At 72.6% G+C, this 25,814-nt stretch carries 22 protein-coding genes; 13 read left to right on the top strand and 9 right to left on the bottom strand.

Annotated features, from left to right (window positions below; all coding sequences use genetic code 11):
* Positions 1-143 precede the first annotated feature (143 nt).
* The 8 genes from OHB56_RS04240 to rhaI form a co-directional block, all read right to left on the bottom strand.
* Positions 144-1,463 carry an ABC transporter permease gene (locus tag OHB56_RS04240; protein WP_326756463.1) on the bottom strand — a complete coding sequence of 440 codons (1,320 nt, stop codon included), beginning with the start codon at positions 1,461-1,463 and terminating at the stop codon, positions 144-146.
* Positions 1,464-1,466: 3 nt separating this feature from the next.
* The gene (locus tag OHB56_RS04235) at positions 1,467-2,252 is read right to left on the bottom strand and encodes an ABC transporter ATP-binding protein (RefSeq protein ID WP_326756464.1); all 786 of its coding nucleotides are present in this window, start codon (positions 2,250-2,252) and stop codon (positions 1,467-1,469) included.
* Between the two features lie 158 nt (positions 2,253-2,410).
* On the bottom strand, positions 2,411-3,085 hold the full coding sequence (locus tag OHB56_RS04230) for a lactate utilization protein C (RefSeq protein WP_406351672.1): 675 nt from the start codon (positions 3,083-3,085) through the stop codon (positions 2,411-2,413).
* Complete coding sequence (locus OHB56_RS04225; protein ID WP_406351670.1) at positions 3,082-4,638, bottom strand: LutB/LldF family L-lactate oxidation iron-sulfur protein; 1,557 nt, start codon at positions 4,636-4,638, stop codon at positions 3,082-3,084. The genes OHB56_RS04230 and OHB56_RS04225 overlap by 4 nt, the downstream gene beginning before the upstream one ends.
* Positions 4,635-5,393, bottom strand: coding sequence for a (Fe-S)-binding protein (locus OHB56_RS04220; RefSeq protein WP_326756467.1), 759 nt, complete (start codon positions 5,391-5,393; stop codon positions 4,635-4,637). Before OHB56_RS04220 ends, OHB56_RS04225 begins: the two co-directional genes overlap by 4 nt.
* Positions 5,394-5,517: 124 nt before the next feature.
* Positions 5,518-6,906, bottom strand: a complete 1,389-nt coding sequence (locus OHB56_RS04215) for a rhamnulokinase family protein (protein ID WP_326757269.1) — start codon at positions 6,904-6,906, stop codon at positions 5,518-5,520.
* 56 nt (positions 6,907-6,962) lie between these two features.
* The gene (locus tag OHB56_RS04210; RefSeq protein ID WP_406351667.1) at positions 6,963-9,002 is read right to left on the bottom strand and encodes a bifunctional aldolase/short-chain dehydrogenase; all 2,040 of its coding nucleotides are present in this window, start codon (positions 9,000-9,002) and stop codon (positions 6,963-6,965) included.
* 150 nt (positions 9,003-9,152) lie between these two features.
* A complete protein-coding gene (rhaI, locus tag OHB56_RS04205; protein ID WP_326756469.1) occupies positions 9,153-10,313 on the bottom strand; it encodes an L-rhamnose isomerase in 1,161 nt (386 codons plus the stop codon).
* Positions 10,314-10,577: 264 nt separating this feature from the next.
* Between rhaI and OHB56_RS04200 the strand changes: the two genes are divergently transcribed.
* The 11 genes from OHB56_RS04200 to OHB56_RS04150 all read left to right on the top strand — a co-directional run bounded on the left by OHB56_RS04200 (position 10,578) and on the right by OHB56_RS04150 (position 22,424).
* Entirely contained in the window at positions 10,578-12,095 is a 1,518-nt protein-coding gene (locus OHB56_RS04200) for a sugar ABC transporter ATP-binding protein (RefSeq protein WP_055594325.1), read from the top strand.
* On the top strand, positions 12,092-13,132 hold the full coding sequence (locus OHB56_RS04195; protein WP_326756470.1) for an ABC transporter permease: 1,041 nt from the start codon (positions 12,092-12,094) through the stop codon (positions 13,130-13,132). The genes OHB56_RS04200 and OHB56_RS04195 overlap by 4 nt, the downstream gene beginning before the upstream one ends.
* Positions 13,125-14,177 (top strand): ABC transporter permease, encoded by a 1,053-nt coding sequence (locus OHB56_RS04190; RefSeq protein ID WP_406351664.1) that lies wholly within the window; start codon positions 13,125-13,127, stop codon positions 14,175-14,177. The genes OHB56_RS04195 and OHB56_RS04190 overlap by 8 nt, the downstream gene beginning before the upstream one ends.
* A gap of 36 nt (positions 14,178-14,213) precedes the next feature.
* Positions 14,214-15,299 (top strand): rhamnose ABC transporter substrate-binding protein, encoded by a 1,086-nt coding sequence (gene rhaS, locus OHB56_RS04185; protein WP_406351663.1) that lies wholly within the window; start codon positions 14,214-14,216, stop codon positions 15,297-15,299.
* A gap of 104 nt (positions 15,300-15,403) precedes the next feature.
* Positions 15,404-15,724, top strand: coding sequence for an L-rhamnose mutarotase (locus OHB56_RS04180; RefSeq protein WP_326756473.1), 321 nt, complete (start codon positions 15,404-15,406; stop codon positions 15,722-15,724).
* 28 nt (positions 15,725-15,752) lie between these two features.
* Positions 15,753-17,177 carry a BNR repeat-containing protein gene (locus tag OHB56_RS04175; protein ID WP_406351661.1) on the top strand — a complete coding sequence of 475 codons (1,425 nt, stop codon included), beginning with the start codon at positions 15,753-15,755 and terminating at the stop codon, positions 17,175-17,177.
* A 153-nt stretch (positions 17,178-17,330) separates the two neighbouring features.
* Positions 17,331-18,350 (top strand): LacI family DNA-binding transcriptional regulator, encoded by a 1,020-nt coding sequence (locus tag OHB56_RS04170; protein ID WP_055594331.1) that lies wholly within the window; start codon positions 17,331-17,333, stop codon positions 18,348-18,350.
* Between the two features lie 103 nt (positions 18,351-18,453).
* Positions 18,454-19,755 carry an alpha/beta fold hydrolase gene (locus tag OHB56_RS04165; RefSeq protein WP_326756475.1) on the top strand — a complete coding sequence of 434 codons (1,302 nt, stop codon included), beginning with the start codon at positions 18,454-18,456 and terminating at the stop codon, positions 19,753-19,755.
* 78 nt (positions 19,756-19,833) lie between these two features.
* Complete coding sequence (locus OHB56_RS04160) at positions 19,834-20,577, top strand: PIG-L deacetylase family protein (RefSeq protein ID WP_326756476.1); 744 nt, start codon at positions 19,834-19,836, stop codon at positions 20,575-20,577.
* Between the two features lie 38 nt (positions 20,578-20,615).
* Positions 20,616-21,536 (top strand): RNA polymerase sigma factor SigJ, encoded by a 921-nt coding sequence (sigJ, locus tag OHB56_RS04155; protein ID WP_326756477.1) that lies wholly within the window; start codon positions 20,616-20,618, stop codon positions 21,534-21,536.
* Positions 21,537-21,581: 45 nt separating this feature from the next.
* Entirely contained in the window at positions 21,582-22,424 is an 843-nt protein-coding gene (locus OHB56_RS04150; RefSeq protein ID WP_406351658.1) for a pentapeptide repeat-containing protein, read from the top strand.
* A 334-nt stretch (positions 22,425-22,758) separates the two neighbouring features.
* Here the strand turns inward: OHB56_RS04150 and OHB56_RS04145 are convergent, their stop codons facing one another.
* On the bottom strand, positions 22,759-24,225 hold the full coding sequence (locus tag OHB56_RS04145) for a cytochrome P450 (RefSeq protein WP_406351656.1): 1,467 nt from the start codon (positions 24,223-24,225) through the stop codon (positions 22,759-22,761).
* A 128-nt stretch (positions 24,226-24,353) separates the two neighbouring features.
* Here OHB56_RS04145 and OHB56_RS04140 point away from each other — a divergent pair, with 128 nt between their 5' ends.
* The gene (locus tag OHB56_RS04140; RefSeq protein WP_055594337.1) at positions 24,354-24,962 is read left to right on the top strand and encodes a TetR/AcrR family transcriptional regulator; all 609 of its coding nucleotides are present in this window, start codon (positions 24,354-24,356) and stop codon (positions 24,960-24,962) included.
* A gap of 88 nt (positions 24,963-25,050) precedes the next feature.
* Positions 25,051-25,779 (top strand): DUF2470 domain-containing protein, encoded by a 729-nt coding sequence (locus OHB56_RS04135; RefSeq protein WP_326756481.1) that lies wholly within the window; start codon positions 25,051-25,053, stop codon positions 25,777-25,779.
* The last annotated feature ends 35 nt before the right edge of the window (positions 25,780-25,814 follow it).

Genomic DNA, 25,814 nt, shown 5'->3' with positions numbered 1-25,814 from the left:
GGCTGAGTACGGACTGAACACAGGCTGACGCAGCTATCTAAGCGCTTGTTCACCTCTCCTGTCATCATCAGGAGGGCGGGGCGGCCTTACCACGGCCACCCCGCCCTCGCCTCCGTCCCTGCTCCGTGTTCCGTGCTCCGCGTTCACGCGGCCTGCGCGGCCGAGCCCACCGCCGCCACCGCAGGGGTGCGCAGCACCCGCCGGGCCGTCCACAGGGTCGTCCCCGTCGTGGCCGCCGCCGAGACCGCCACCATCGCGAGCCAGATGCCGGGGAACCGGTCCGGAAGGACCGCGTCGGTGCGCACCACCGTGAACGGCACGGTCCCGGCCAGCGCGGCCACGGTGCCGAAGAAGACCCCGGTGACCGTGAGGATCACGCCCTCGGTGCCCACCACGGCGAGCACCTGTCCCGGAGTCGCACCCGCCAGCCGCTGCTGCCCGAACTCACGGGAGCGGTACGACGTCGCCGCGTACAGGGAGTTGACCAGCATGACGCAGACGAAGACGGCGACGATGCCGACGACCGTGAGGTTCAGCGTCTCGAGGTTCTTGGCGTCGACCGACTTCACCAGGCCGGAGGCCGCCACCGCGTCGCTCTCCACGGCCTGCATGGTCAGCGTCGCCGTGGACACCGCCGTGAACAGGATCAGCGACATCAGGATCCCGGCGAGACGACCGGCCCGCTCGTGCAGATTGCGCACCGCGAGCCAACCGCTCGCGCTGTTCAGCGGCAGCGCGTCGAGCAGGCCCCGCAGCAGCCGCGGCGACAGCAGGGCGAAGCCGACCGACAGCAGGATCGCCCCGTAGGCGGGCGGCGCCATCAGCGCCTCGGACGTCGAGGAGAGGGCGAAGGTGGAACAGACCCCCATGGAGCCCGCGAACAGTGCCGCGCAGGCCAGAAACCGCCGTGCCCCGGGACGCCGCGTGCCGGCCCGGCCGACCCGCCGCAGGGCCAGGAACGCGGCGCCCGCCGACGAGAGCAGCGTGACGGTCACCCCGCTCACCAGCGCGACCGGACCGAAGGAGTACTCGACGGACCGCGCGACCTGGCCACTGTCCTGAAACACCGTCAGCAGGGCCCGCCCGCCGAGCATCGCCGGGCCGATCGCCAGTACGGCGCCCGCCAGCGCCACGGCCACGGCCTCGCCCACCACCATCCGCCGGAGCTGGCCCGGGGTCGCTCCCGAGCAGCGCAGCAACTCCAGTTCACCGGTGCGCTGACGCACGGTGACCGTCAGCGTCGAGGCGACCGCGAAGAACACCAGCAGCGTCCCGTAGCCGCCCACGACCCCGGCCGCCAGGCCCAGCGTCCCGGAACTCACCGGGTCGACGCCGTCCTGCCCGGCGGTGTCGTGCATCGAGTGGAACGTCATGATGACCGCCGCGCCCAGGAAGGAAGCCAGCAGCGTCGCGAGGAACCGTCCGGGCCGCTGCCGGACCGACCGAACCGCCAGTACGAACACGGCTCACACCCCCGTCGGCACATCGTCGCCCAGGTGCGCCAGCCGTTCGGCCACCGCGTCCGCCGTGGGCGTGTCCATCCGGCCCGCGAGCCTGCCGTCCGCGAGGAACAGCACGCTGTCGGCGTAGGAGGCGGCGACCGGGTCGTGCGTCACCATCACCACGGTCCGCCCGTGCACCCGCACCGCCTGCTGGAGCAGCCGCAGCACGTCCCGCGCGCTGCGCGTGTCCAGGGCGCCGGTCGGCTCGTCCGCGAAGATCACCCGGGGCTCGGCGACCAGCGCGCGGGCGATGGCCACCCGCTGCCGCTGACCGCCGGACAGCTGGTCCGGCCGGTGCCCGAGCCGGTCGCCCAGACCGACCGCCGTCAGGACCTCCCGGGCCCGGACCCGGTCCACGCGTCGGCCGGCCAGCTTGAGCGGCAGCACCGTGTTCTGCGCGACGGTCAACGTCTCCAACAGGTTGTACTGCTGGAACACGAACCCGATCCGCCCGCGCCGGAACTTCGTCAGCTCCGTCTCATCGCCCCCGGTCAGCTCGGTCCCGTCCACTCGGACGACACCGCTGTCGGGCCGGTCGAGACCGGCCGCGCACTGCAACAGCGTCGACTTGCCCGAGCCCGACGGCCCCATCACCGCCGTGAACGTGCCGCGCGCCAGGCCGAGCGTCACGCCGTCGAGCGCGGTCACGGCATTCCCGGCGCTGCCGTAGGACTTGGTCACCTTCACCAGCCGCAGAGCCTCGGCCGCCGGTTCCGTGCCGTGGTCGCGTCGTACCCCGCTGCGCACCATGGTCCCTGCCCTCCGTCCGGCACCCCCTGTGCCATGCGAACGACGCTACGGACCGGGCGCCCGCGCCACATTGGGCGCAGCCCCCGGATCGGGGGTGTACTCAGCGACACCACCGAGGACGGTGCGACGCGTCCCGGAGGAACCGGAGAGGAGCGGAGTCAGTCGACCAGGACGACCTCCAGGACGCGCGGGCCGTGGACGCCCTCCACCCGGTCGAGTTCGATGTCGCTCGTCGCCGAGGGACCGGAGATCCAGGTGAGGGGACGTGCCGGGTCGAGGCGTTCGAGGGCGTACGGGACGGAGGGGACGACCTGCGCAGCGCGGACGACACAGATGTGGTGGTCCGGGACGAGGGTGATCCGGCGGCGGCCCTGGTCGGGGGAGCCGTCGAGGACGATCGTGCCGGTCTCGGCGACGGCGACCGCGCAGGCGGTGACCACGCTGTCGACCCGGTCCAGTTCGTGCGGGGTGTTCTCCGCCCGGTCCGCGACCCGTCTCACGTCGCTCCCCGCGAGCCAGCTCTCGTCCAGCCCCGGCGGGACGAGGACCGACGAGGAGCCGCGCGAGACCAGGAGCCCGGCGACGACCTCGGCCAGGTGGCCGGCGTCGGTGCGGTGGACGACCGCCCGGTAGTCGGCGAGGTTCCCGGCGAGGAGGTCCAGCGTCTGCGCGGGGGTGCGGTCACCGTGCTCACGCAGGTAGTCGCGGGTGACCGCCCGCTCGTAGTGGGGGTACCTCCCGGGCCGTCCAGGCGCGGGGGGAGTCTCGTCGCCGCGCGGGACGTCGGCGAGGGCGCGCCGCACCCGGCCCAGGATCCGTTCCCTGCTGCTCACCGGTCACCGCCCTTGTCCTCGGCTTTGTCCGCGGCACTGTCCTTCGCCGGCGTCCCGGTACCGGGCGTCGTCCTCGGCAGGGCGGGGCCGCCCTCGCCGTGTGTGCGCTGCCACCAGTCGCGGAAGGGCTCCGCGGGCACCGCCGGAAGATCCCGGGTGCCGCTCCACGCCCGGCCGGGGCCCGGCAGGGTGCGCGGATGGAGGCGCCGGGTGCGGGAGGCGAGGCGCTGGCCGGTGCGCAGCGCACCCGGGTGGGAGAACGCCCAGCGGGCCGCGCGCATCGCGGCGCGCTCGGCGGCGTGCCCCTTCGCGGGCTGGAGCACGACCTTGTTGCCGCCCCGGACGACCTGGCCGCCCTCCACGACCCGTTCCCGCAGATGCACCAGCACCTCGGGGATGTCGATGGCCACCGGGCACACCTCGTAGCAGGCCCCGCACAGCGACGAGGCGTACGGCAGGGAAGCGTCGATCTCGCTTGCCGTACCCCGCAGTTGAGGGCTGAGGATGGCGCCGATCGGGCCCGGGTAGACGGAGCCGTAGGCATGGCCGCCGGCCCGCTCGTAGACCGGGCAGACGTTCAGGCACGCCGAGCAGCGGATGCAGCGCAGCGCCTGGCGGCCGACCTCGTCGGCGAGCGTGTCGGTGCGGCCGTTGTCCAGCAGGACGAGGTGGAAGGCGCGCGGGCCGTCCTCGTCGGCGGTGCCGGTCCAGGTGGACGTGTACGGGTTCATGCGCTCGGCGGTCGAGGAACGCGGGAGGGTCTGCAGGAACACCTCCAGGTCCTGCCAGGTCGGAACGATCTTCTCGATGCCGACGACCGAGATCAGCGTCTCCGGCAGGGTCAGGCACATCCGCCCGTTGCCCTCGGACTCCACCACCACCAGCGTGCCGGTCTCGGCGACCATGAAGTTGGCCCCGGAGATGCCGACCTTGGCACGCAGGAACTTCTCCCGCAGGTGCAACCGCGCGGCTTCGGCGAGTTCGGCGGGCGTGTCGGTGAGGCCCTCGGGTGCCGGGCGGCCCCAGCCGCCCATCTCACGGGCGAAGATGTCCCGGATCTCCCCGCGGTTGCGGTGGATCGCGGGGACGAGGATGTGCGAGGGCCGGTCCTTGCCCAACTGCACGATCAGCTCGGCCAGATCGGTCTCGTAGGCGCGGATGCCCGCCGCCTCGAGGGCCTCGTTGAGCTCGATCTCCTGCGTGGCCATCGACTTGACCTTGACGACCTCCGACTCGCCCGTCTCCTCGACGAGTCCGGTCACGATTCGGTTGGCCTCGGCGGCGTCGGCGGCCCAGTGGACCGTGCCGCCCGCGGCCGTCACCGACTCCTCCAACTGCACCAGATAGTGGTCCAGGTGATGGAGCGTGTGGTCCTTGATCTGCTTGCCCGCCTCCCGCAGTTGTGCCCAGTCCGACACCTCGGCGACGGCCTTCGCCCGTTTGGCCCGGATGGTGTGCGTGGCGTGCCGGAGGTTGCCGCGCAGGGTGGCGTCGCGCACCGCCTCCCGCGCGGCCCGGGGAAAGGCCGGCATTCCGACGAACGTTCCGCTCATACGGCCGCCGCCTCCTCTTCCGTGCACGCCAGGATCTCCGCGAGGTGCACCGGCCGCATGCCGGTCCGCAGCCTGGTCATCGTCCCCCCGATGTGCATCAGGCACGAGTTGTCCGCCGCGCACAGCACCTCGGCGCCCGTCGACTCGGCGTTGCGCACCTTGTCGGCGCCCATCGCCGCGGAGACGTCGGGGTTCTTCAGCGCGAACGTGCCGCCGAATCCGCAGCACTCGTCGGCCCCCGGCAGTTCGACCAGCTCCAGCCCCTTCACCGCCTCGAGGAGACGCCGGGGCCGGTCGCCGAGTCCCAGGGAACGCAGCCCGTGGCAGGTCGGGTGGTAGGTCACCGTGTGCGGGTAGTACGCGCCGACGTCCGTCACCCCCAGTACGTCCACCAGGAACTCGGTGAGTTCGTACGTCTTCGGCACCACCGGCGCCAGCGTGGCCGCGAGGCCGCCCCCGCGTCCCTCCGCACGGGCCCGCTCGCCCATCCGCGGATACAGCTCCCGCACCATCGCCCCGCACGACCCGGAGGGCGTCACGATCGCCTCGTAGCCCCCGAAGACCTCGGAGAAATGCCGGGCCATCGGCTCGGCCTCGTGCCGGTACCCGGTGTTGTAGTGCGCCTGCCCGCAGCAGGTCTGCGCCATCGGGAAGTCGACCTCGACGCCGAGCCTGGTCAGCAGCTTCACCACCGCGCGCCCGGTGTCGGGATAGAGCGTGTCGTTGACGCAGGTCAGGAACAGGGCGACACGCATCGCGGCTCCTTGTGGATCGATCATCGGGTGAGTGCAGGGTAGTGCGCGGTCGCTCGCGCGGGGAGGCCCCCGACGGGGCCGTGGCCCGTCCGGCGGATCCGGGGGGTCTGCTCGGGGCAAGGCCCTACCCGAGCCGGGCCTGTGCGGCCTCCCACCGCCGCGTGCCGCCGCGCGGTTCGTACCGGGTCAGCGGCTGGGTACGGGTGAGCAGGCGCCGCATCCCGGCCAGGCCCCCGGCCGGCCCGTGCGCACGGGCCTGCACGAGGACGTTGCCCAGCGCGGCCGCCTCGGTCGGGCCGGCCACCACCGGCAGCCCGCAGGCGTCCGCGGTCAGCTGGCACAGCAGGGCGTTGCGGGTGCCGCCGCCCACGATGTGCACGACGTCGACCGCCCGCCCGGCGAGCCGCTGGGCGTCCCCGACGGCCCTGCGGTGCGCGAGCGCGAGCGAGTCGAGGATGCAGCGGGTGATCTCGGCGGGGGAGCCGGGCACCGGCTGCCCCGAGACCCGGCAGGCCTCGGCGATCCGCTCCGGCATCCGCCCCGGCGCCAGGAACGCCGCGTCCCCGGCGTCCACCACCGACCGCAGCGCGGGCACCTTCGCCGCCTCCAGCAGCAGCGTCCCCAGGGCGTCCGGTCCGCCCCAGGCCCGTACGCACTCCTGGAGCAGCCACAGGCCCATGATGTTGCGCAGGTACCGGACCGTGCCGTCCAGCCCCAGCTCGTTGGTGAAGTTGGCGGCGCGGCTCTCCTCGGTCAGGACCGGGGCGTCCAGCTCGAGGCCGGCCAGGGACCAGGTGCCGGTGCAGATGTAGGCGAACCGCTCGCCGGTGGCGGGGACGGCGGCCACCGCGGACGCCGTGTCGTGCGAGCCGACCGCCGTCACCGCGACGGGCCCGGCCAGACCGGTCTCCTCCAGCACCTCGGGCCGCAGCTCCCCGGCCGGGTCCCCGGGTTGCCGCAGCGGTGCGAAGAGGGAGAGGTCGATGCCGAGGTGCTCGGCCACGCCGTGGGACCAGTCGCGGGTGCGCGGGTCGATCAGCTGCGTGGTCGAGGCGTTGGTCAGCTCCGTGCCCTGCTCACCGGTGAGCCAGTACGTCAGCAGGTCCGGGATCAGCAGCAGCCGTCTGGCCTGGGCCAGTTGGGCGGTGGAGCGGGCCGCCGTCAACTGGTACAGCGTGTTGAACGGCGCGTGCTGCAGACCGGTCGCCGCGTACAGCTCCCCGGCGGGGACGCTCGCCCACACCTTCTCCGCGACCCCCTCCGTGCGGCGGTCACGGTAGTGCACCGGGTTGCCCAGCAGTGCCCCGTCCGCGTCCAGCAGGCCGTAGTCCACGGCCCAGCCGTCGACACCGACGGACGCGAGTCCGTCGCCCGCCTCCCGCAGCCCCTCCAGCACTCCGGCGTACAGTCCGAGCACGTCCCAGCGCAGCCCCTCGGGCACCCGCACCGGCCGGTTCGCGAAGCGGTGGACCTCGGTCAGCTCCAGACTGTCGGGGCCCACGCGGCCGACCATGACGCGCCCGCTGGACGCGCCGAGGTCGACCGCCGCGTACGGCCGCGCACCGGCGTTCACCGCAGGAACGCGGCGGCGACGCCGGCGTCGACCGGGACGTGCAGGCCGGTGGTGTGGGTGAGGTCACCGCCGGTCAGCGCGAAGACGGCGGCCGCGACATGGTCGGGCAGCACCTCCCGCTTCAGCAGCGTGCGCTGCGCGTAGAACTCGCCCAGCTTCTCCTCCGGCACCCCGTACACCGCCGCCCGCTGCGCACCCCACCCGCCAGCGAAGATGCCCGAGCCGCGCACCACACCGTCCGGGTTGACGCCGTTGACCCGGATGCCGTGCTCACCCAACTCGGCGGCGAGAAGCCGTACCTGATGGGCCTGGTCGGCCTTGGCGGCTGAGTAGGCGATGTTGTTCGGACCGGCGAACACCGCGTTCTTCGACGCGATGTAGACGAGGTCGCCGCCCAGTCGCTGCGCGATCATCACGCGGGCCGCCTCGCGGGAGACGAGGAAGGAACCGCGGGCCATGATGTCGTGCTGGAGGTCCCAGTCCTTCGCGGACGTCTCCAGGAGCGGCTTGGAGATCGAGATCCCGGCGTTGTTCACCACCAGGTCGACCCCGCCGAACGCGAGCACCGCCGCCCGGAACGCCTCCTCGATCTGCTCCTCCGACGTCACGTCCGCTCTCACCGCGACGGCCTTGTCCGGACCGCCCAGTTCCTCGGCGACCGCGGCCGCGTTGTCCCCGTTCAGGTCCGCCACGACGACACAGGCGCCCTCGGCCGCCAGCCGCCGCGCGATCGCCTTCCCGATCCCGCTCCCGGCGCCGGTCACCAGCGCCACCCGGCCGGCGAGCGGCTTCGGCTCCGGCATCCGCCGGAGCTTCGCCTCCTCCAGGGCCCAGTACTCGATGCGGAACTTCTCCGACTCCTCGATCGGCGCGTACGTCGAGACCGCCTCGGCACCGCGCATCACGTTGATCGCGTTGACGTAGAACTCACCGGCCACGCGAGCGGTCTGCTTGTCCTTGCCGAAGCTGAACATGCCCACGCCCGGCACCAGCACGATCGCCGGGTCGGCGCCGCGCATGGCGGGGGAGTCGGGCGTGGCGTGGGCCGCGTAGTAGGCGGCGTACTCCTCGCGGTAGGCGGCGTGCAGCTCCTCCAGCCGGGCCACGGCCTCGTCCGTCGGGACCGACGGCGGCAGGTCGAGGACGAGCGGCCGGACCTTGGTGCGCAGGAAGTGGTCCGGGCAGGAGGTGCCGAGCGCGGCCAGCCGGGGGTGCTCGGCGCGGGCCAGGAAGTCCAGTACGGTCTCGGAGTCGTCGAAGTGCCCGACCTGCGGCCGGTCCTGCGAGGCGACGGCCCGCACGTACGGTGCGAGAGCCGCCGCCCGCTCCCGGCGCTCGGCCTCGGGCAGCGGCTCGTACCCGTCGAGCACCGGCCCGAACGGCTCCGGCCGGCCCCGCTCGGCGAGGAACCGCTCGGCGGTGCGGATGATGTGCAGCGAGTTGCGCTCGCACTCCTCGGACGTGTCGCCCCACGCCGTGATCCCGTGCCCCCCCAGGACACACCCGACGGCCCGCGGATTGGCCTCCTTCACGGCGGAGATGTCCAGACCGAGCTGGAAACCGGGCCGTCGCCACGGCACCCATACGACGGTGTCACCGAAACACTCGGCGGTCAGCTTCTCCCCGTCGGCGGCGCAGGCGAGCGCGATGCCGGAGTCGGGGTGCAGATGGTCCACGTGCGGGGCTTCGACCAGCCCGTGCATCGCCGTGTCGATCGAGGGCGCCGCACCGCCCTTGCCGTGCAGGCAGTAGTCGAACGCGGCGACCATCTCGTCCTCGCGGTCGACCCCGGGGTAGACGTCGGTCAGCGCCCGCAGCCGGTCCAGCCGCAGCACGGCGAGCCCCGCCCCGGTCAGCGTCCCGAGATCCCCACCGGACCCCTTGACCCACATCAGCTCCACATCACCCCCGGTGACGGGGTCGGTCGCGGTGCCCTTGGCGGAGGTGTTCCCGCCGGCGTAGTTGGTGTTGCGGGGGTCGGCACCGAGACGGTGGGAACGGGCGAGGAGGGCGTCGGCTGCGGGGTGATCTGCCATCTTCATTCCATTTCTTGTCGAGAGGGTGAGGAAAGGCGCCCCTTCAGGGACGCGGGGCGGCGCCCTGCGCGGCCACCGCCGCGTGACGCGACCGGCCGCACACGGTCCGCGGACCGCGCAGCGCGGAACCCGGCAGGCGTGTCCCGGTAATCAAGCCCCCCACCCCGCCTGCTCCCCGCCCACCCGCTCCGCGACAATCCTCTCGGCCCACCCGGAGCGCCGGTACGCCTCGATGGGGTCGGGGTCCAGCCCCATCTCCTCGCGCACCTCCCGCAGCAGCAGCCGCACATCCGTGTTGTACGCGTCCATCAGCACGGCGTTCGCGCCGAGAACGTCCCCGTCCCGCTGTGCGGCGGCCAGCGCCTCCGCATCGACGAGCAGCGCCTTCGCCGTGGCCTCCTGCACGTTCATCACCGACCGGATGATCGCCGGGATCTTCGCCTCGATGTTGTGACACTGGTCGAGCATGAACGCGGCCCCGGACGTGAACCCGCCCCCGCGCACCACCTCGTGCATGATCCGGAACAGCTGGAACGGGTCGGCGGAGCCCACCATCAGGTCGTCGTCGGCGTAGAAGCGCGAGTTGAAGTCGAACCCGCCGAGCCGTTCCTCGCGCAGCAGCGTCGCGACGATGAACTCGATGTTGGTGCCCGGCGCGTGGTGACCCGTGTCGACGACGACCCGGGCACGCGGCCCGAGCTTCAGGCAGTGCGCGTACGCGGTGCCCCAGTCCGGGACGTCCGTCGTGTAGAACGCCGGCTCGAACAACTTGTACTCCAGCAGCATCCGCTGCCCCTCACCGAGCCGCTCGTACACCTCCGCGAGAGCTTCGGCGAGCCGGTCCTGCCGGGCACGGATGTCGTCCTGGCCGGGATAGTTCGTACCGTCGGCGAACCACAGCTTCAGGTCCGCCGAACCGGTCGCGTCCATGATGTCGACGCACTCCAGGAGGTGGTCCACGGCCTTGCGGCGGACCGCCGCGTCCGGGTGGCAGACACTGCCGAGCCGGTAGGCGTCGTCCTGGAAGGTGTTGGAGTTGATCGTGCCGAGCCGCACACCGCGGTCCTCGGCGTGCTCGGCCAGCGCGGTGTAGTCGTCGACCTTGTCCCACGGAATGTGCAGCGCCACCGAGGGCGCCACTCCCGTGAACTCGTGCACCTTGGCCGCGTCGTCCAGCTTCTCCTGCGGGGTGCGGGGCACACCCTGCTGCGCGAACACCTTGAAACGGGTCCCCGAATTGGCGTACGCCCACGACGGCGTCTCGACGGCCTGTGTCTTGAGAGCGGCCTTCGCCGCGGCGAGCTCGGTCACGTCAGGGCTCCTGTGACATCGGGTCCTGTCGACCCATGGAGTGAAACGATTCAGGACGGGAAGCTATGGTGCCCCCGAAGGGGTGTCAACCCCTTCGGCCAAGACCGCCCTTCGTGACCAGGGCGTGATCCGAAGCTGTCGAAACTTTTTCGACCGGGACCCATTGACGTGACATGCGCCGCGCGCCTAACGTCCCGGCAACCCAGTTGAAACCTTTCACGACGCCGCGAGGGCCGCCCCGCCGGACGTCGTCGAGGAGCCCTCATGACCCACCCGTCCGACACGGGTCCGGCCGCCCCGGTTCTCGCGCTGAGGGACATCTCCAAGTCCTTCGGCGCGGTCCGCGCCCTGCGGGACGTCTCCCTGGACCTGTTCCCCGGCGAGGTGCACGCCCTCGCCGGCGAGAACGGAGCCGGCAAGTCGACCCTCATCAAGACGCTCGCCGGAGTGCACCGGCCGGACGCCGGCCAGGTGCTGCTCGACGGCGCGCCCGTCCTCTTCCACGGGCCCGGCGACGCCCGCGACGCCGGCATCGCCGTGATCTACCAGGAGCCCACGCTCTTCCCCGACCTGTCGATCGCCGAGAACATCTACATGGGCCGGCAGCCCAGGCGCGCTCTCGGCCGGATCGACCACAAGGCCACCCGCACCGCGACCGCCGCCCTGATGCGGCGGCTCGGCGTCGCACTCGACCCCGACCGCCCGGCCCGCGGCCTGTCCATCGCCGACCAGCAGATCGTCGAGATAGCCAAGGCGCTCTCCTTCGACGCCCGCGTCCTGATCATGGACGAGCCGACCGCCGCCCTCACCGGCAGCGAGGTCGCCCGCCTCTTCGGCGTCGTGCGCACCCTGCGCGAACAGGGCGCGGCGGTCCTGTTCATCTCCCACCGCCTGGAGGAGATCTTCGAGATCTGCGGGCGGGTCACCACCCTGCGTGACGGCGCCCGGATCGCCAGCGAACCGCTGGACGGCATGACCGAGGACGACCTGGTGCGCCGCATGGTCGGCCGCGACCTCGAGGAGCTCTACCCCAAGCAGGAGGTGCGCCCCGGCGAGATCGCCCTGAGCGTGCGCCGGCTGACCCGGGAGGGCGTCTTCACCGACGTCTCCTTCGACGTGCGCCGCGGCGAGATCGTCGGCCTCGCCGGGCTCGTGGGCGCCGGGCGCACCGAGGTGGCCCGCGCCGTGTTCGGCATCGACCGCTGGGACGCCGGCGAGGTCGAGATCGACGGACGCGCGCTCACCAACGGCGCTCCCTCCACCGCCATGGCCGCCGGCCTCGCCCTGGTCCCCGAGGACCGGCGCGCCCAGGGGCTGGTGATGGACATGTCCATCGAGCGCAACATCGGCCTGACCGGACTGCGGACGACCGTCCGCGCCGGCCTGATGGACCGGGGCGCCGAACGCAGCCGCTCCCTGGACTGGGCGGTCAGACTGCACGTCAAGTACGCCCGGATCGCCGACACCGTCAACACGCTCTCGGGCGGCAACCAGCAGAAGGTCGTCCTCGCCAAGTGGCTCGCCACCGGCCCCAAGGTGCTCATCGTGGACGAGCCGACCCGCGGCATCGACGTCGGCACCAAGGCCGAGGTGCACCGGCTGCTCTCCCAACTCGCCGCCGACGGTGTCGCCGTGCTGATGATCTCCTCCGACCTGCCCGAGATCCTCGGCATGGCCGACCGCGTGCTGGTGATGCACGAGGGCCGTCTCACCGCCGAGATCCCCCGCACCGACGCCACCGAGGAAACCGTGATGGCCGCAGCCACGGGGAGGGCCGCATGACGGTCGTCAGCCCCGACCCCACCCCCGTCGCCGAGGTGCCGAAGTCCAGCGGCACCCGGTTGGTCGACCGCGTGTTCAAGGTGCGCGAACTCGCCATCCTGCTGGTCTTCCTGGTGATGATCGCCGTCACCCAGGCCGGCAACAGCGAGTTTCTGTCCGAGCAGGGCATCAAGGACCTGCTGCTGAACGCGACCATCCTGGTCCTGGTCGCCACCGGCCAGGCCCTGGTGGTCATCACCCGCAACGTCGACCTGTCCGTCGGCTCCACGCTCGGCATCTGTGCCTTCGCCGCCGGGACCCACCTCCAGGGCGGTGGGAACCCGGTCGTCGCCGTCGCGCTGGCGGTGCTGCTCGGCACCGGCTTCGGACTGCTCAACGGACTGCTCGTCAGCCTCGGCCAGGTGCCCGCGCTCGTCGTCACCCTCGGCACCCTCTACATCATCCGCGGCATCGACTCCATCTGGGTCGGCTCCCGCCAGATCACCGCCGCCGACCTCCCCGCCGGATTCGTCGACTTCGGCTCCGGCGGCATCTCGGCCGTGCCCTACCTGGCCCTGATCGCCCTCGCCGTCCTCGTGGCCACCGCCTCCTACCTCAAGCACTTCGGCAGCGGACGCGAGCTGTACGCACTCGGCTCCAACCCCGAGGCCGCCCGGCTCGCCGGCATCCCCGTCCGCAAGCGGATCCTCGCCGCCTACACCTTCTGCGGAGCCCTCGCGGGCCTCGCGGGCGCGCTGTACCTGGCCCGGTTCGGCAACGTCGACTCCGGCACCGGCACCGGCTACGAACTCACCGTCGTCAGCGCCGTCGTGGTCGGCGGCGTGGTCTTCACCGGCGGCTCCGGCAGCGTCTACGGCGCCGCGCTCGGAGCCCTGCTGCTGACCTCCGTCAACAGCGTCCTGCCCGCCCTCGGCGTCAGCTCCGTATGGGTGCTCGCCATCAACGGCACCCTGCTCATCCTCGCCATCGCGGTCGACCGGATCGTCGCCCTGCGCGTGGCCGCGGCCCTGAAGAAGAGGAACGCCCGCCATGGCTGACTCCGCTCTCGCGCGCGCCGCCCGCCGGTCCCCCTCCGTGCGGTGGGACACGGTCGTGGGCGCCCTGCTCGTCGTCGTCCTGCTGCTGTCCTTCACCACCGTCGACGGCTTCGGCAACGCGCTCAACCTGTCCTTCCTGATCGGCAACACCCTGCCGATCGCGCTGATCGCCCTGCCCATGACGCTGCTCGTGGTCTCCGGCGAGATCGACCTCTCCGTGGCCTCCACCGCCGGCCTGTCCGGCGCGGTCATGGGCGCCCTGTGGAACCAGGGCATGACCATCGAGGCGATCATTCCCGTCTGCCTGCTCATCGGCGTCGTCTGCGGTCTGGTCAACGGCCTGCTCGTCACCCGGCTGGGACTGCCCTCCCTCGCCGTCACCATCGGCACCCTCGCCGCCTACCGGGGCATCGCACAGATCGTGCTCGGCTCCGACGCGGTGACCGACTTCCCCGCGCAGTACCTGGACTTCGCCGCCGGGCGCATCGGTGACACCTTCGTCCCGTACGCGCTCCTGCCGTTCCTGGTGCTGCTCGCGATCGCCGTCGTCGCGCTGCACGCCACCCCGTTCGGGCGGTCGCTGTTCGCCGTCGGCGCCAGCGAGGAGGCGGCCCGGTTCGCCGGCATCCGCGTCAAGCGGCAGAAGCTGATCCTGTTCACGCTGACCGGCCTGATGGCCTCCCTCACCGGAGTCTTCTGGGCCCTGCACTACGCCAGCGCCCGCTACGACAACGCCACCGGCCTCGAACTCTCCGTCGTCGCCGCCGTACTGCTCGGCGGCATCGACTTCGACGGCGGCAAGGGCACCCTCGGCGGCGCGATCGCGGGAGTCTTCCTGCTCGGCGCGCTGCAGAACGTCATGAGCCTCGTCAACGTCTCCGCCCAGTCGCAGATCGTCGTCACCGGCGTCCTGCTCGTCGTCTCCGTGCTCGGCCCGCGCGTCGCACGGCAGATCTCCGCCGCACGTGCCGGACGCCGGACCGCCTCGCCACCGGCGTCCGCCTCTCCACCACCGGTGTCCAAGGCATCCACCCCGGCCCCGTGAATCCTCCTCGCCCGTCTCGCCCGTAAGGAGTCCACCATGCGCAAGTCCTCCCTCCGCCGGACCTGTGCGGCCCTCGCCGCCGTCACCTCCCTCGCCCTGGCCGCCACCGCCTGCGGCGGCACCACCAAGGACGACGTCAAGAACGAGGGCGGCGGCTCGGCGGCCACGGCCGGCAAGGCCGATCCCGACGCGCCCACCAAGAAGGGCCTGACCGTCGGCTTCCTGCCCAAGCAGGTCAACAACCCCTACTTCACCAGCGCCGACAAGGGCGGCGAGAAGGCCCTGAAGGAGCTGGGCTCCAGCTACAAGGAGGTCGGCCCCTCCAGCGCCACCGACACCGCCGGCCAGGTCTCCTACGTCAACACGCTCACCCAGCAGCAGGTCGACGCCATGGCCGTCTCCGCGCAGGACCCCGGCGCGCTGTGCACCGCGCTCAAGCAGGCCATGAAGAACGGCATCAAGGTCGTCACCTACGACTCCGACACCACCGCCGACTGCCGCAACGCCTTCGTCTCGCAGGCCAGCGGCGAGGACCTGGGCCGTACCGAGGTCCAACTGCTCGCCGAACAGATCGTCCACAAGGGCGAGATCGCGATCCTCTCCGCCGCGCAGACCGCGACGAACCAGAACGCCTGGATCGAGTTCATGAAGGACGAGCTCGAGGACCCCAAGTACAAGGACATCAAGCTGGTCAAGGTCGCCTACGGCAACGACGACGCCCAGCAGTCCTTCCAGCAGACCCAGGGCCTGCTCCAGGAGTACCCGAACCTGAAGGGGATCATCTCCCCGACCACCGTCGGCATCAAGGCCGCCGCCCAGTACCTGTCCGGCTCCAAGTACAAGGGCAAGGTCAAGCTGACCGGCCTCGGCACCCCCAACGACATGCGCAAGTACGTCAAGAACGGCACCGTCGAGGCGTTCGAGCTGTGGGACCCGGCGAAGCTCGGCGAACTCGCCGCGCGCACCGCCGTCGCCCTGTCCTCCGGCCAGATCACCGGCAAGGAGGGCGAGACCTTCGAGGCCGGCGCGATGGGCGAGTACACCATCGGCAAGGACGGTGTGATCAACCTCGGCAAGCCCACCGTCTTCAACGCGGAGAACATCGACGACTTCGACTTCTGAGTCGGGCCCGTCGGTCCGGCCGCCCCTGTCCGGCCGCCCCCTGCACGACCGGCCCCGAGCTTCCGTCAGCATGCACCGAAGAAACGCCGAAGGAGCGGTACTTCATGCAGCGCGTCTGCTTCCTGCTCAAGGTCCGCCGGGACCGGATCGCCGATTACCGCGAACGTCACGCCGCCGTGTGGCCCGAGATGCGCGAGGCGCTCTCGGCCACCGGCTGGCACAACTACTCCCTCTTCCTGCGCGACGACGGCCTCCTCGTCGGCTACCTCGAGACCCCGGACTTCGAGGCCGCCCGCTCCGCGATGGAGGCCACCGACGTCAACGCCCGCTGGCAGGCGGAGATGGCGCCCCTCTTCGAGACCCTCGACGGCGCCCGCCCGGACGAGGCGATGAAACCGCTCACCGAAGTCTTCCACCTCGCCTGACCACGGACCCCACCCGAGGAGCCCCGAGATGAGACGACGCACCCTGCTGGCCGGAGCCGTACTCGGCACCGTGGCCGGACCCGCCCTCGGCGGGTCCGCCGCCCGCGCCGCCGCCCCCGGCCCGTCGGTCACCCCGGCCGGCCGCACCACCCTCGACGACCGGGCCGTCTACTTCGTGTCCTACGACGGCCTGGTCAACAACAACTCCTTCCAGAAGAACGGCCTGCTGACCCACAAGGGCCACCAGTACGCCGTCTGGTACACCGCCGACCGCAGCGCCGTCGTCGGCCGCCGCGCCCTCGGTGCGGGCACCTGGCAGACCGTCAGGGCCGGCCACACACTCCGCTACGACGACTCCCACAACGTCATCTCCATGGGCGTCTCCAGGACCGACGGCCGCCTGCACCTCCACATGGACTCCCACAGCGACGGCTTCACCTACGTCAAGTCCACCGCCGGACTCCTGGACGACCCCTCCGGGCTCAGCTGGACCGCGAGCCGTTTCGGCGCCCCGCAGTCCACGCTCGACGGCCTCGCCCTCACCTCGCAGTTCACCTACCCCCAGTTCGTCTCCACCCCCGAGGGCCGGCTCCAGCTCAGCTACCGCGCCGGCGTCTCGGGCAACGGGCGCAACGCGCTGGCCGAGTACGACGGCACCCGCTGGACGGCGCTGGGGGAGTGGACCGCCTCCACCGGCACCTACCGCAGCGAGCACGGCTCCTCCACCGCCCGCAACATGTACCTGCACGGCATCGACTACGACCGAAGAGGCCGCTTGCACGCCTTCTTCACCTGGCGGGAGCAGAACAGCGCCGTCATGTGCAGCCCCGGCGGCATCACCAACCACGACACCGGCTACGCCTACTCCGACGACCGCGGCCGCACCTGGCGCAACGACGCGGGCACCGCCGTCGCCACCACCGGCACCGCCGACCGGGTCTCCGTCACCGACCCCGGCCTGGTCGTCGACCCGCTGAACCCGGACCACTCCCTGATGAACCAGGAGAGCCAGTCCACCGACTCCGCCGGCCGGCCGCACGCGATCATCAGCTACGTTCCCGGCCGCTTCGGCCAGTGCACCACCGACTACGTCGCCGACCGCACCGCGAACGGCCGCGCCTTCCACGTCCGCCGCACCGCCTCCGGCACCTGGCGCAAGACCGAGATCCCCGTCCCCCTCGACTCCAGCCAGCGCACCCGGCTGCTCCTCGACCGGTACGACAACGCCTACGCGATCCTCCCCTACGGCCGGATCGCCGGCGCCTCCGCGGCCTCGGACCACACCGACTGGAGCCTGCTGTACGACGGCGCCGGTCTGAACGCCTTCGGCGAGGTCCTGATCGACGAGACCCGGCCGGCGCAGGACGGCGTGCTGTCGGTCATGTACCAGGAGCGGTCCACCGGCACCACCCCGTCGGCGCTGCACGTCGCCGACTTCCGGCTGCCCGCCTGACCCCGCCCTCCCGACCTCCGCCCGGTTTCCGTCCGCACCGCCGACCGGTCCCGCCCGACCACCGCCGATCGCGGGGCGGCCGGGCCGGTAATGTGAACGACCACCGGCCGCCCCTCGCCTTCCGCCCCTCGTCTCCTCGGAGGTCCCTGCCCGATGGCCCAGTCGGTGGGTATCAAGGACGTCGCCCGCGTCGCCGGAGTCTCCGTCGGCACGGTCTCCAACGTGATCAACCGCCCGGACACGGTCGCCGCCGAGACCCGGGCCCGAGTGCTGTCCGCCATCGACCGGCTCGGCTACGTCCGCAGCGAGTCCGCGCGGCAGCTGCGCGCGGGCCGCAGCCGGATCATGGGCCTGCTCGTCCTCGACATGGGCAACCCGTTCTTCGTCGACGTGGCGCGCGGTGCCGAACGCGCGGCGCGAGCGGCCGGCCTCGGCGTGATGGTCTGCAACAGCGCACAGAACGCGAGCGAGGAGGCCGACTACCTCTCCCTCTTCGCCGAGCAGCGGGTACGGGGCGTGCTGCTCACCCCGGCCGACGCCACCGGCCGCAACATCGAGGCCTTCCGCCGGCACGGCATCCCCTTCGTCCTGGTCGACCGGGTAGCGGAGGGCACCACCGAGTGCTCGGTCTCCGTGGACGACGTCGCCGGCGGCGCGCTGGCCGTGCGGCACCTGGTCGACGCGGGGCACCGGTCCCTCGCCTACGTCAGCGGGCCGCCCGGCCTGAACCAGGTCAGGGACCGGCGCACCGGCGCGCTGAACGCCCTCGCCGAAGCCGGACTCGGCCCACAAGCCCTGCGCGAACTGCCCACCGAGCGGCTCGACGTCGCCGCCGGACGGGACGCGGGCGCGCGGCTGCTCGGGCTCGCCGACCGCCCCACCGCCGTCTTCTGCGCCAACGACCTGCTCGCCCTCGGCGTGCTCCAGGCGATGTACGCGGCCGGGGTGGGCGTCCCGGACGACCTGGCGATCGTGGGCTACGACGACATCGAGTTCGCCGCCGCCGCAGCCGTTCCCCTCACCTCCGTACGCCAGCCCGCTGTCACGATGGGCGCACTGGCGGCGGAACTGCTGCTCGAGGAGACGGAGACCGGGACTGCGCCCCACGAACACCGCAGGGTCGTGCTGCGACCGGAACTCGTCGTCCGGCGCTCCAGCCTGTCGGCCCGCTGACCAGCGGGTCCCGTACGCACGTGGTGATCCCGGGTCCGAGGGCCGGACGGTCATGTGCTGAACTGGGCCGCGGTCCGACCGTCCGTTCGTCCCGGGAGCCCCGTTGACCGTCAGCTACCGCCAGCCCGGCGTCGTCCTCACCGACCGCCGCTTCACCGTCCCCCTCGACCACGACGTGCCCTCGGGGGAGACGATCGAGCTGTACGCACGGGAGGTCGTCGCCGGCGACCGGGCGGGCCAGGAGCTGCCGTGGCTGCTGTACCTCCAGGGCGGCCCCGGATTCGGGGCGAACCGATTCGTCGGGAAGCCGTCCTGGCTCGGCCGGGCCCTGAAGGAGTACCGCGTCCTGCTGCTCGACCAGCGCGGCACCGGCAGCTCCACCCCCGCCAACCGGCAGACGCTCCCGCTGCGCGGCGGCCCCGCCGAGCAGGCCGACTACCTCGCCCGCTTCCGCGCCGACTCGATCGTCCGCGACTGCGAGGCGATCCGCCCGCAGGTCACCGGCGGCGCCCCCTGGACCGTCCTCGGCCAGAGCTTCGGCGGATTCTGCACCGTCGCCTACCTCTCCACCGCGCCCGAGGGCCTCGACACCGCCGTGATCACGGGCGGCCTGCCCTCCCTGGACGCCCACGCCGACGACGTCTACCGGGCCGCCTACCCGCGCATCGAGCGCAAGGTCGCCGCCCACTACGCCCGCTACCCGCAGGACGTCGAACGCGCCCGCCGCATCGCCGGGCACCTCCTCGACCACGAGGTCGTCCTCCCCAACGGCTACCGGCTCACCGTCGAGGCGTTCCAGTCCCTGGGCCTCATGCTGGGCAGCAACGACGGCAGCCACCGGCTGCACCACCTCCTGGAGGACGCCTTCGTCCCCACCCCGGCGGGCCCGGCGCTCTCCGACGCGTTCCAGGAGCAGGCCCAGAACCTGCTCTCGTACGCGGGCCATCCCCTGTACGCCCTCATCCACGAGCCGATCTACGGCCAGGACGCCCGGCCCACCGCCTGGTCGGCCGAACGGGTCCGGGCCGAGTTCCCGCGGTTCGACGCGGCGAAGGCCCTCGCGGGCGACGGGCCCCTGCTGTTCACCGGCGAGTCCGTGCACCCCTGGATGTTCGACTGCGACCCCGCGCTGCGCCCGCTGCGCGAGACCGCCGAACTGCTCGCCGCCCGCACCGACTGGACGCCCCTGTACGACCCGGCCCGCCTCGCCGCCAACGAGGTCCCGGCCGTGGCGGCCGTCTACCACGACGACATGTACGTCGACACGGCCCACTCGCTGCGCACCGCGCGGGCGATCCGCGGCCTGCGCACCTGGGTCACCGACGAGTTCGAGCACGACGGCATCCGCGCGGGCGGCCCCCGCGTACTGGACCGGCTGCTGGCGATGGCCCGCGACGAGGTGTGAGTCCTTGAGCGCCGCGGGTGCCGTGCGCGCTGGGTCGCGCCCCGGGGCGTTGTCGGTGGTGAAGGTTAGTCTGCGGGCATGACCGAGGTGACACCCGCTCAACTCGCCCCCATGCCCGACGACTGGCAGCGCGCGCTGGCCGTGGTCGCCCATCCCGACGACCTGGAGTACGGCTGCTCGGCGGCGATCGCGTCCTGGACCGACGCGGGCCGCGAGGTCGCCTATGTGCTGGCGACCCGCGGCGAGGCGGGCATCGACACCCTGGCCCCCGCCGAGTGCGGCCCGGTCCGGGAGCGGGAGCAACGGGCGAGCGCGGCCGTGGTCGGCGTGTCGACGGTGGAGTTCCTGGACCACCGGGACGGCGTCATCGAGTACGGCACCGCCCTGCGCCGGGACATCGCCGCCGCGGTCCGCCGCCACCGCCCCGAGCTGGTGATCACCCTGAACCACCGCGACACCTGGGACGGCACCTTCTGGAACACCCCGGACCACGTGGCCGTCGGACGCGCGGTGCTCGACGCGGCCGGTGACGCGGGCAACCGGTGGATCTTCCCGGAACTGACCGAGCAGGGCCTCGAACCCTGGGACGGGGTCCGCTGGGTCGCGGTGGCGGGCTCCAGCACCCCCACCCACGCCGTGGACGCGACGGACGGCCTGGACAGGGCGGTGCGCTCGCTGCTGGAACACCGCGCCTACATCGAGGCACTGACCGACCAGGATCCCGAGGAGTACGTGCGCGGCTTCCTGGCGGGGGAGGCCCGGGAGACGGGCAAGCGGTTCGGCGACCGGCCCGCGGTCTCCTTCGAGCTGTTCCCCCGCTGACGGGCGACGGCACGGACGAGACAGGAGGGGACAACGGAGTGGAAGCGGCGCGGGCGGGCGCGGACGCGGGCGGCCGGGACGCGCTGGCCCGGCGCTTCGAGGCGCACCGCGGGCGCCTCACGGCGGTCGCCTACCGCATGCTCGGCTCGCGGGCCGAGGCGGACGACGCGGTTCAGGAGGCCTGGCTGAAACTGGGCCGGACGGACCCCGGCACCATCGCCAACCTCGGCGGCTGGCTCACCACCGTGACCGGCCGGATCTGTCTGGACCTGCTGCGGTCGCGCACCGCGCGCCGGGAGCAGCCGATCGACGAGACCTTCGTCCCGGACCCGGTGATCGGATCCCTCGCACCGGCCGACCCGGAGCAGGAGGCCCTCCGGACCGACTCGGTCGGCGTGGCCCTGCTGGTGGTCCTGGAGAACCTGGAGCCGGACGAGCGCCTGGCGTTCGTGCTGCACGACATGTTCGCCGTGCCGTTCGACGACATCGCCCCGGTGGTGGAGCGCAGCCCGGCCGCCACCCGGCAGCTCGCCAGCCGCGCCCGTCGCCGGGTCCGGGACGCCACCCCGTCGTCCGATCCCGACCTCGGCCGGCAGAAGCAGGTGCTCGACGCCTTCATGGCCGCCGCCCGCGGAGGTGACTTCGACGCACTGCTCGCCGTCCTCCACCCGGACGTGACCCTCAGGGCGGACGCGGGCACCCTGGTCCGCGGCGCCGCCGTGTCCAAGGCGCTCCGGGGCGCGAGGGCGGTCGCCGAGTCGGCGCTCCTGTTCGCCCGGTACACCGCGGCCGCGCAGCAGGTCGTGGTCAACGACTCCCTGGGCCTCATCAGCGTGGTCGAGGGCCGGCTCACCTCGGTCATGGCCGTCACCGTCACCGACGGCCGCATCACCGGCATGTACATTCTCGCCGACCCCGAGCGGCTCGGCCGTCTGGAGGTGCCCGGCCGCACGGGATGAGCCCGGCCGACGGGGGCATGGTCCGGCACCCGTCCCTCGTTCCGTATGCTGAACGCCATGTCGGAACCGAAGACCGGCCGCCCCGGACTGCGCGGTGACTGCGCCCAGTGCTTCGGGCTGTGCTGCGTCGCCCTGCCGTTCACCGCCTCCGCCGCCTTCGCGGTGGACAAGCAGGCCGGCCGGCCCTGCCGGAACCTGCGCGAGGACCACCGCTGCGGCATCCACGCACGGCTGAGGCAGGAGGGATTCAGCGGCTGCACGGTGTACGACTGCTTCGGCGCCGGGCAGAAGGTCTCGCAGGTCACCTTCGGCGGAGAGGACTGGCGCACCCTGCCGTCGGAGCGGGCCCGCCGCATGTTCGACGTCTTCCCGGTCGTCCGGCAGCTGCACGAGCTGCTGTGGTACCTGACCGAGGCGCTCACCCTGCCCGCGGCCCGCCCCGTGCACGCGGACCTGCGCCGTGCGCTGGAGACGACGGAGCGGCTCACCCGGGGGACCCCGCAGGACCTGGGGGAGCTGGACGTGGACGCGCACCGGCAGGACGTCAACGTGCTGCTGCTGAAGGCCAGCGAACTGGCCCGGTCCGGAGTGCGCGGGCGCCGGAAGGACCGCCGGGGCGCCGATCTCATGGGCGCCCGCCTCAAGGGGGCCGACCTGCGCGGAGTGAGTCTGCGCGGCGCCTACCTCATCGCGGCCGACCTCACCGGCGCCGACCTGCGGGGCGCGGACCTGATCGGCGCCGACCTGCGCGACACCGACCTCACGGACGCCGATCTCACCGGGGCGTTCTTCCTCACCCAGCCCCAGCTGAACGCGGCCCGGGGAAGCGCCGGCACCACCCTGCCGGGGACCCTCACCCGTCCCGCCCACTGGACGGCGGGAGCCTGACACCGCGCCGACGGGTCCGGGTGAACCCGGGTGGGTCGGCTGCCCCGGCCGGGCCTGGGCACCGCGTCGCCGGGCCGGGGCCTCCCGTCCGCCCCGGACGCCGCCGGGCAGAGCGCTTGTCGTCGCCGGACGGGCCACATCCCGCGGGCGGTGAAGGCGGCGGCGCGGTCGCCGGCGGGGAGCCGGGGCCGGACGAGAGCCACTCGCACGTCGAGCGAGCCCGCTGACGGCCGCCTCACCCCCAGGCCACGCCTGTGAGGGGCCGTCGGGCCCCCGGACGCCCCCGCGTTGACCGGGGGACACCGGCCCGCCCCCAGCCGACCGGCCCCAGGTTCTAGTCCGCCGAGGGTCCGGCCGGTGCCGGCCGCCGCTCCGGACGGAGCCGCAGCCCTTCCGGCATCAGCGTCAGCCGCTCGGTCACGCGCAGCCGGTAGCCGGGCTCGGGCCGCAACTCGTAGCGGCGCAGCAGGAGCCCGAGCACCAGCGTCGCCTCGTGCAGCGCGAACTGCCGCCCGATGCAGGCCCGCGCCCCCGTGCCGAACGGCTTGAAGGTGTGCGGGGGGCGGGACCGTACGGCCGGCGCGTCGAAGCGGTCCGGGTCGAACCGCTCGGGGTCCGGGCCCCACACCGCGGGGTCCCGGTGCAGCATCGGCGTCAGCACCATCGTCCACGCTCCCCGCCGCATCGGATGCTCCCCGGCCAGCACCGTGTCCGCACGGGCCTCCCGGGCGAAGGCGGGCGCGGTCGGCCACAGTCGCAGCGACTCGTCGAGCACCCGGCGCACGTACCGCAACTTGGCCACCTGCTCGTAGCCCGGCGCGGCCGAGCCGCCCCAGACACGGTCCACTTCGGCGCGGGCGCGGTCCGCGACGTCAGGGTGCAGGGAGAGGAAGTGCAGGGCGAAGGAGAGCGCGCCCGAGGTGGTCTCGTGCCCCGCGATCAGGAAGGTGATGACCTGGCGGCGGACGTTCTCGGACGACAGCCGCTCACCGGACTCGGGGTGCGCGGTGTCCAGCATCCGGTCGAGCAGGTCGCCCTCCCCGCCGCCGTCCGCGCGCCGGATCCGGACCACCTCGTCGACGATCCGGTGGAGACGGTCGATGTCGGCGGCGTTGCGCCGGCTCGCGCTGCGCAGCAGGAGCGGGGCCAGCGGCGCGGGCACCGCGTTGAGCCGCTGCGCGTAACCGAGCGTGCCGACCATCGCGGTGACGAAGGGGTGCGGCCGGGACCGTTCGAACGACCCGAAGTCGTGCCCGAACCCGGTGCGCGCGATCGTCTCCAGCGTCAGCTTGGTCATGTCGCCGGGCACGTCCACCGTCCGGCCCGCCCCGGCCGCGCGGTCCCAGTGGTCGGTCAGCCGCTCCGCCACGGCCAGCATCATCGTGTGATAGCCCGCCATGGCCTCACGGTTGAAGCCGGGGGCGAGCACGTCGTGGGCGAGCTGCCAGTTGGGCTCGTGGTTGTACGCGGTGAACAGGCCGTCGCCCGCGACCGGCCGCAGATTGGCCACGCCCAGCCCCACATGCTTGGCGAAGCGTGCCTCGTCGGCCAGATCGGCCGCCAGGTCCGCACCCGCCACCAGCACGAACTCCTTGCCGAAGGCGTTCCGCCGGAAGATCGGCCCCAGCCGTCGGGCGAGCCGCATCGAGTCCTGCACCGGGGTGTTTCTGCTCGAGCCGATGACGTCGCCGACGAGCGGGACCCGGTAGGGAGGACGCGGGATGCGGTGCAGTGCGGGCCAGCCCTGCTCCGCACCGCGAAACCCCCTCGACAGCACGATCGGTGTCGTCGTCTCCGCCATGCGATCCCCTTCGGTCCGGCAAGCGACTGCGACGCGCTGGGCGCCCGCGAAACCCGTGTTGTACGTGGGTTCAATACGCCTTTCCAGTCTGGTCCCGTTGCTGAACCGGCGTCAAGTAAGGTGCGGGAATGGCCGCGAACGAGGGCGGGCGCACGCGGCGCCGGCTCAGCACCGAGGAGCGTCGCGAGCAACTCCTGTCGGTCGGCGCGCGGCTGTTCTCGGAGAGTCCGTACGACGACGTGTGGATCGAGCAGGTGGCCGGGATCGCCGGGGTCTCGCGAGGCCTGCTGTACCACTACTTCCCCACCAAACGGGACTTCTTCGCGGCGGTGGTGCAGCGCGAGAGCGACCGGATGCTGCGGATGACCGCGGCGGTTCCCGGAGCTCCCGTCCGGGAGCAGCTGGCGTCGGGGCTCGACGCGTACCTGGGGTACGTGGCGGCGCATGCGCACGGCTACCGTGCCTTCCACCGTGCCGAGGCGGCAGGGGACCTGACGGTGCGCCGGGTCTACCACCGGGCGCTGGCCGCGCAGGAGCGGCAGATCCTGGCGGCGCTGGCCGGGGACCCCGAGTTCGGCCCGGTGTTCGGGCGGCGGCCGGACGCGCGCCTCGCCGTGCGCGGCTGGCTGGCCTTCACCACCGCGGTGTGCCTGGAATGGCTGCGCGGTTCCGAGCTGAGCCGGGAACAGGTGCGGGACCTGTGCGCACGCGCCCTGCTCGGCGTCCTCGCGCCGTGAAAGGTCACGCAAAGGTCACGTGATCCGCTTGGCGTACGCCTCGATCTTCGCTAGGTTAGGCAAGGCTTGCCTAATAGGAGGTTCGAGGATGGGTGACGACACGCACGGCTGGACGGCCGAACCCGGCGCGGCGGAGCGGGCCCGCTCCGTGCTCGCCACCGCATGGTCCTGCACGGTGACCGCGGAGGGCTCGCGCGAGGAGTTCGTCGGCGCGCACGGCGTGGCCGACGACGGCCGCATCCTGCTGCACGTGCCCGAGGACAGCGCGCTGCTCACCGCCGCGATCTGCGCGCCCCGGGGCGAACCGTCCGCCGTACTGGAGTTCGCCGACGTCGCACCCGTCCCGGTGCGGAAGAGGATCCGCGCCCGGCTGTGGCTCGCCGGCTGGTTCACCACCGAGGACGATTACCTCGCCTTCCGCCCCACGCGGATGGTGCTGCGGCGGGAGTCCGGAGCCGTCGTCGTCGATCCGGACGAGTTCGCCGCGGCGCGGCCCGACCCGCTGGCCGCCGCCGAGGCCCGGCTGCTGACCCACCTCGCCGACTGCCACGGCGACGCGGTCGAGCGGCTGACCCGTCTGGTCGAACCGAACAGCCTGCACGGCGTGGTCCGCGTCCGGCCGCTCGCCGTCGACCGGCACGGCCTCACCCTGCGCATCGAACGCGTCCGCGCGGGCGGTGACGTACGGCTGCCCTTCCACCGGCCCGCCGACGACCTCGGCCAGCTCACCGAACGCATGCACGTACTCCTCTCCCAGGCGAGCGCGGTCACCTGCCCCCGTCCGCTGCAACGGCAACGCGCCGACGGCGACGGCTGATCGGCGCCGCGTACACGGCGGATCCCCGACCCTGC

Origin of the sequence: Streptomyces sp. NBC_01635 (assembly GCF_045209715.1) — a bacterium.
GTDB classification, from domain to species: domain Bacteria; phylum Actinomycetota; class Actinomycetes; order Streptomycetales; family Streptomycetaceae; genus Streptomyces; species Streptomyces hirsutus.
Note: the sequence above shows the minus strand (reverse complement) of the source record. Positions and strands in the feature narration are given on the sequence as shown.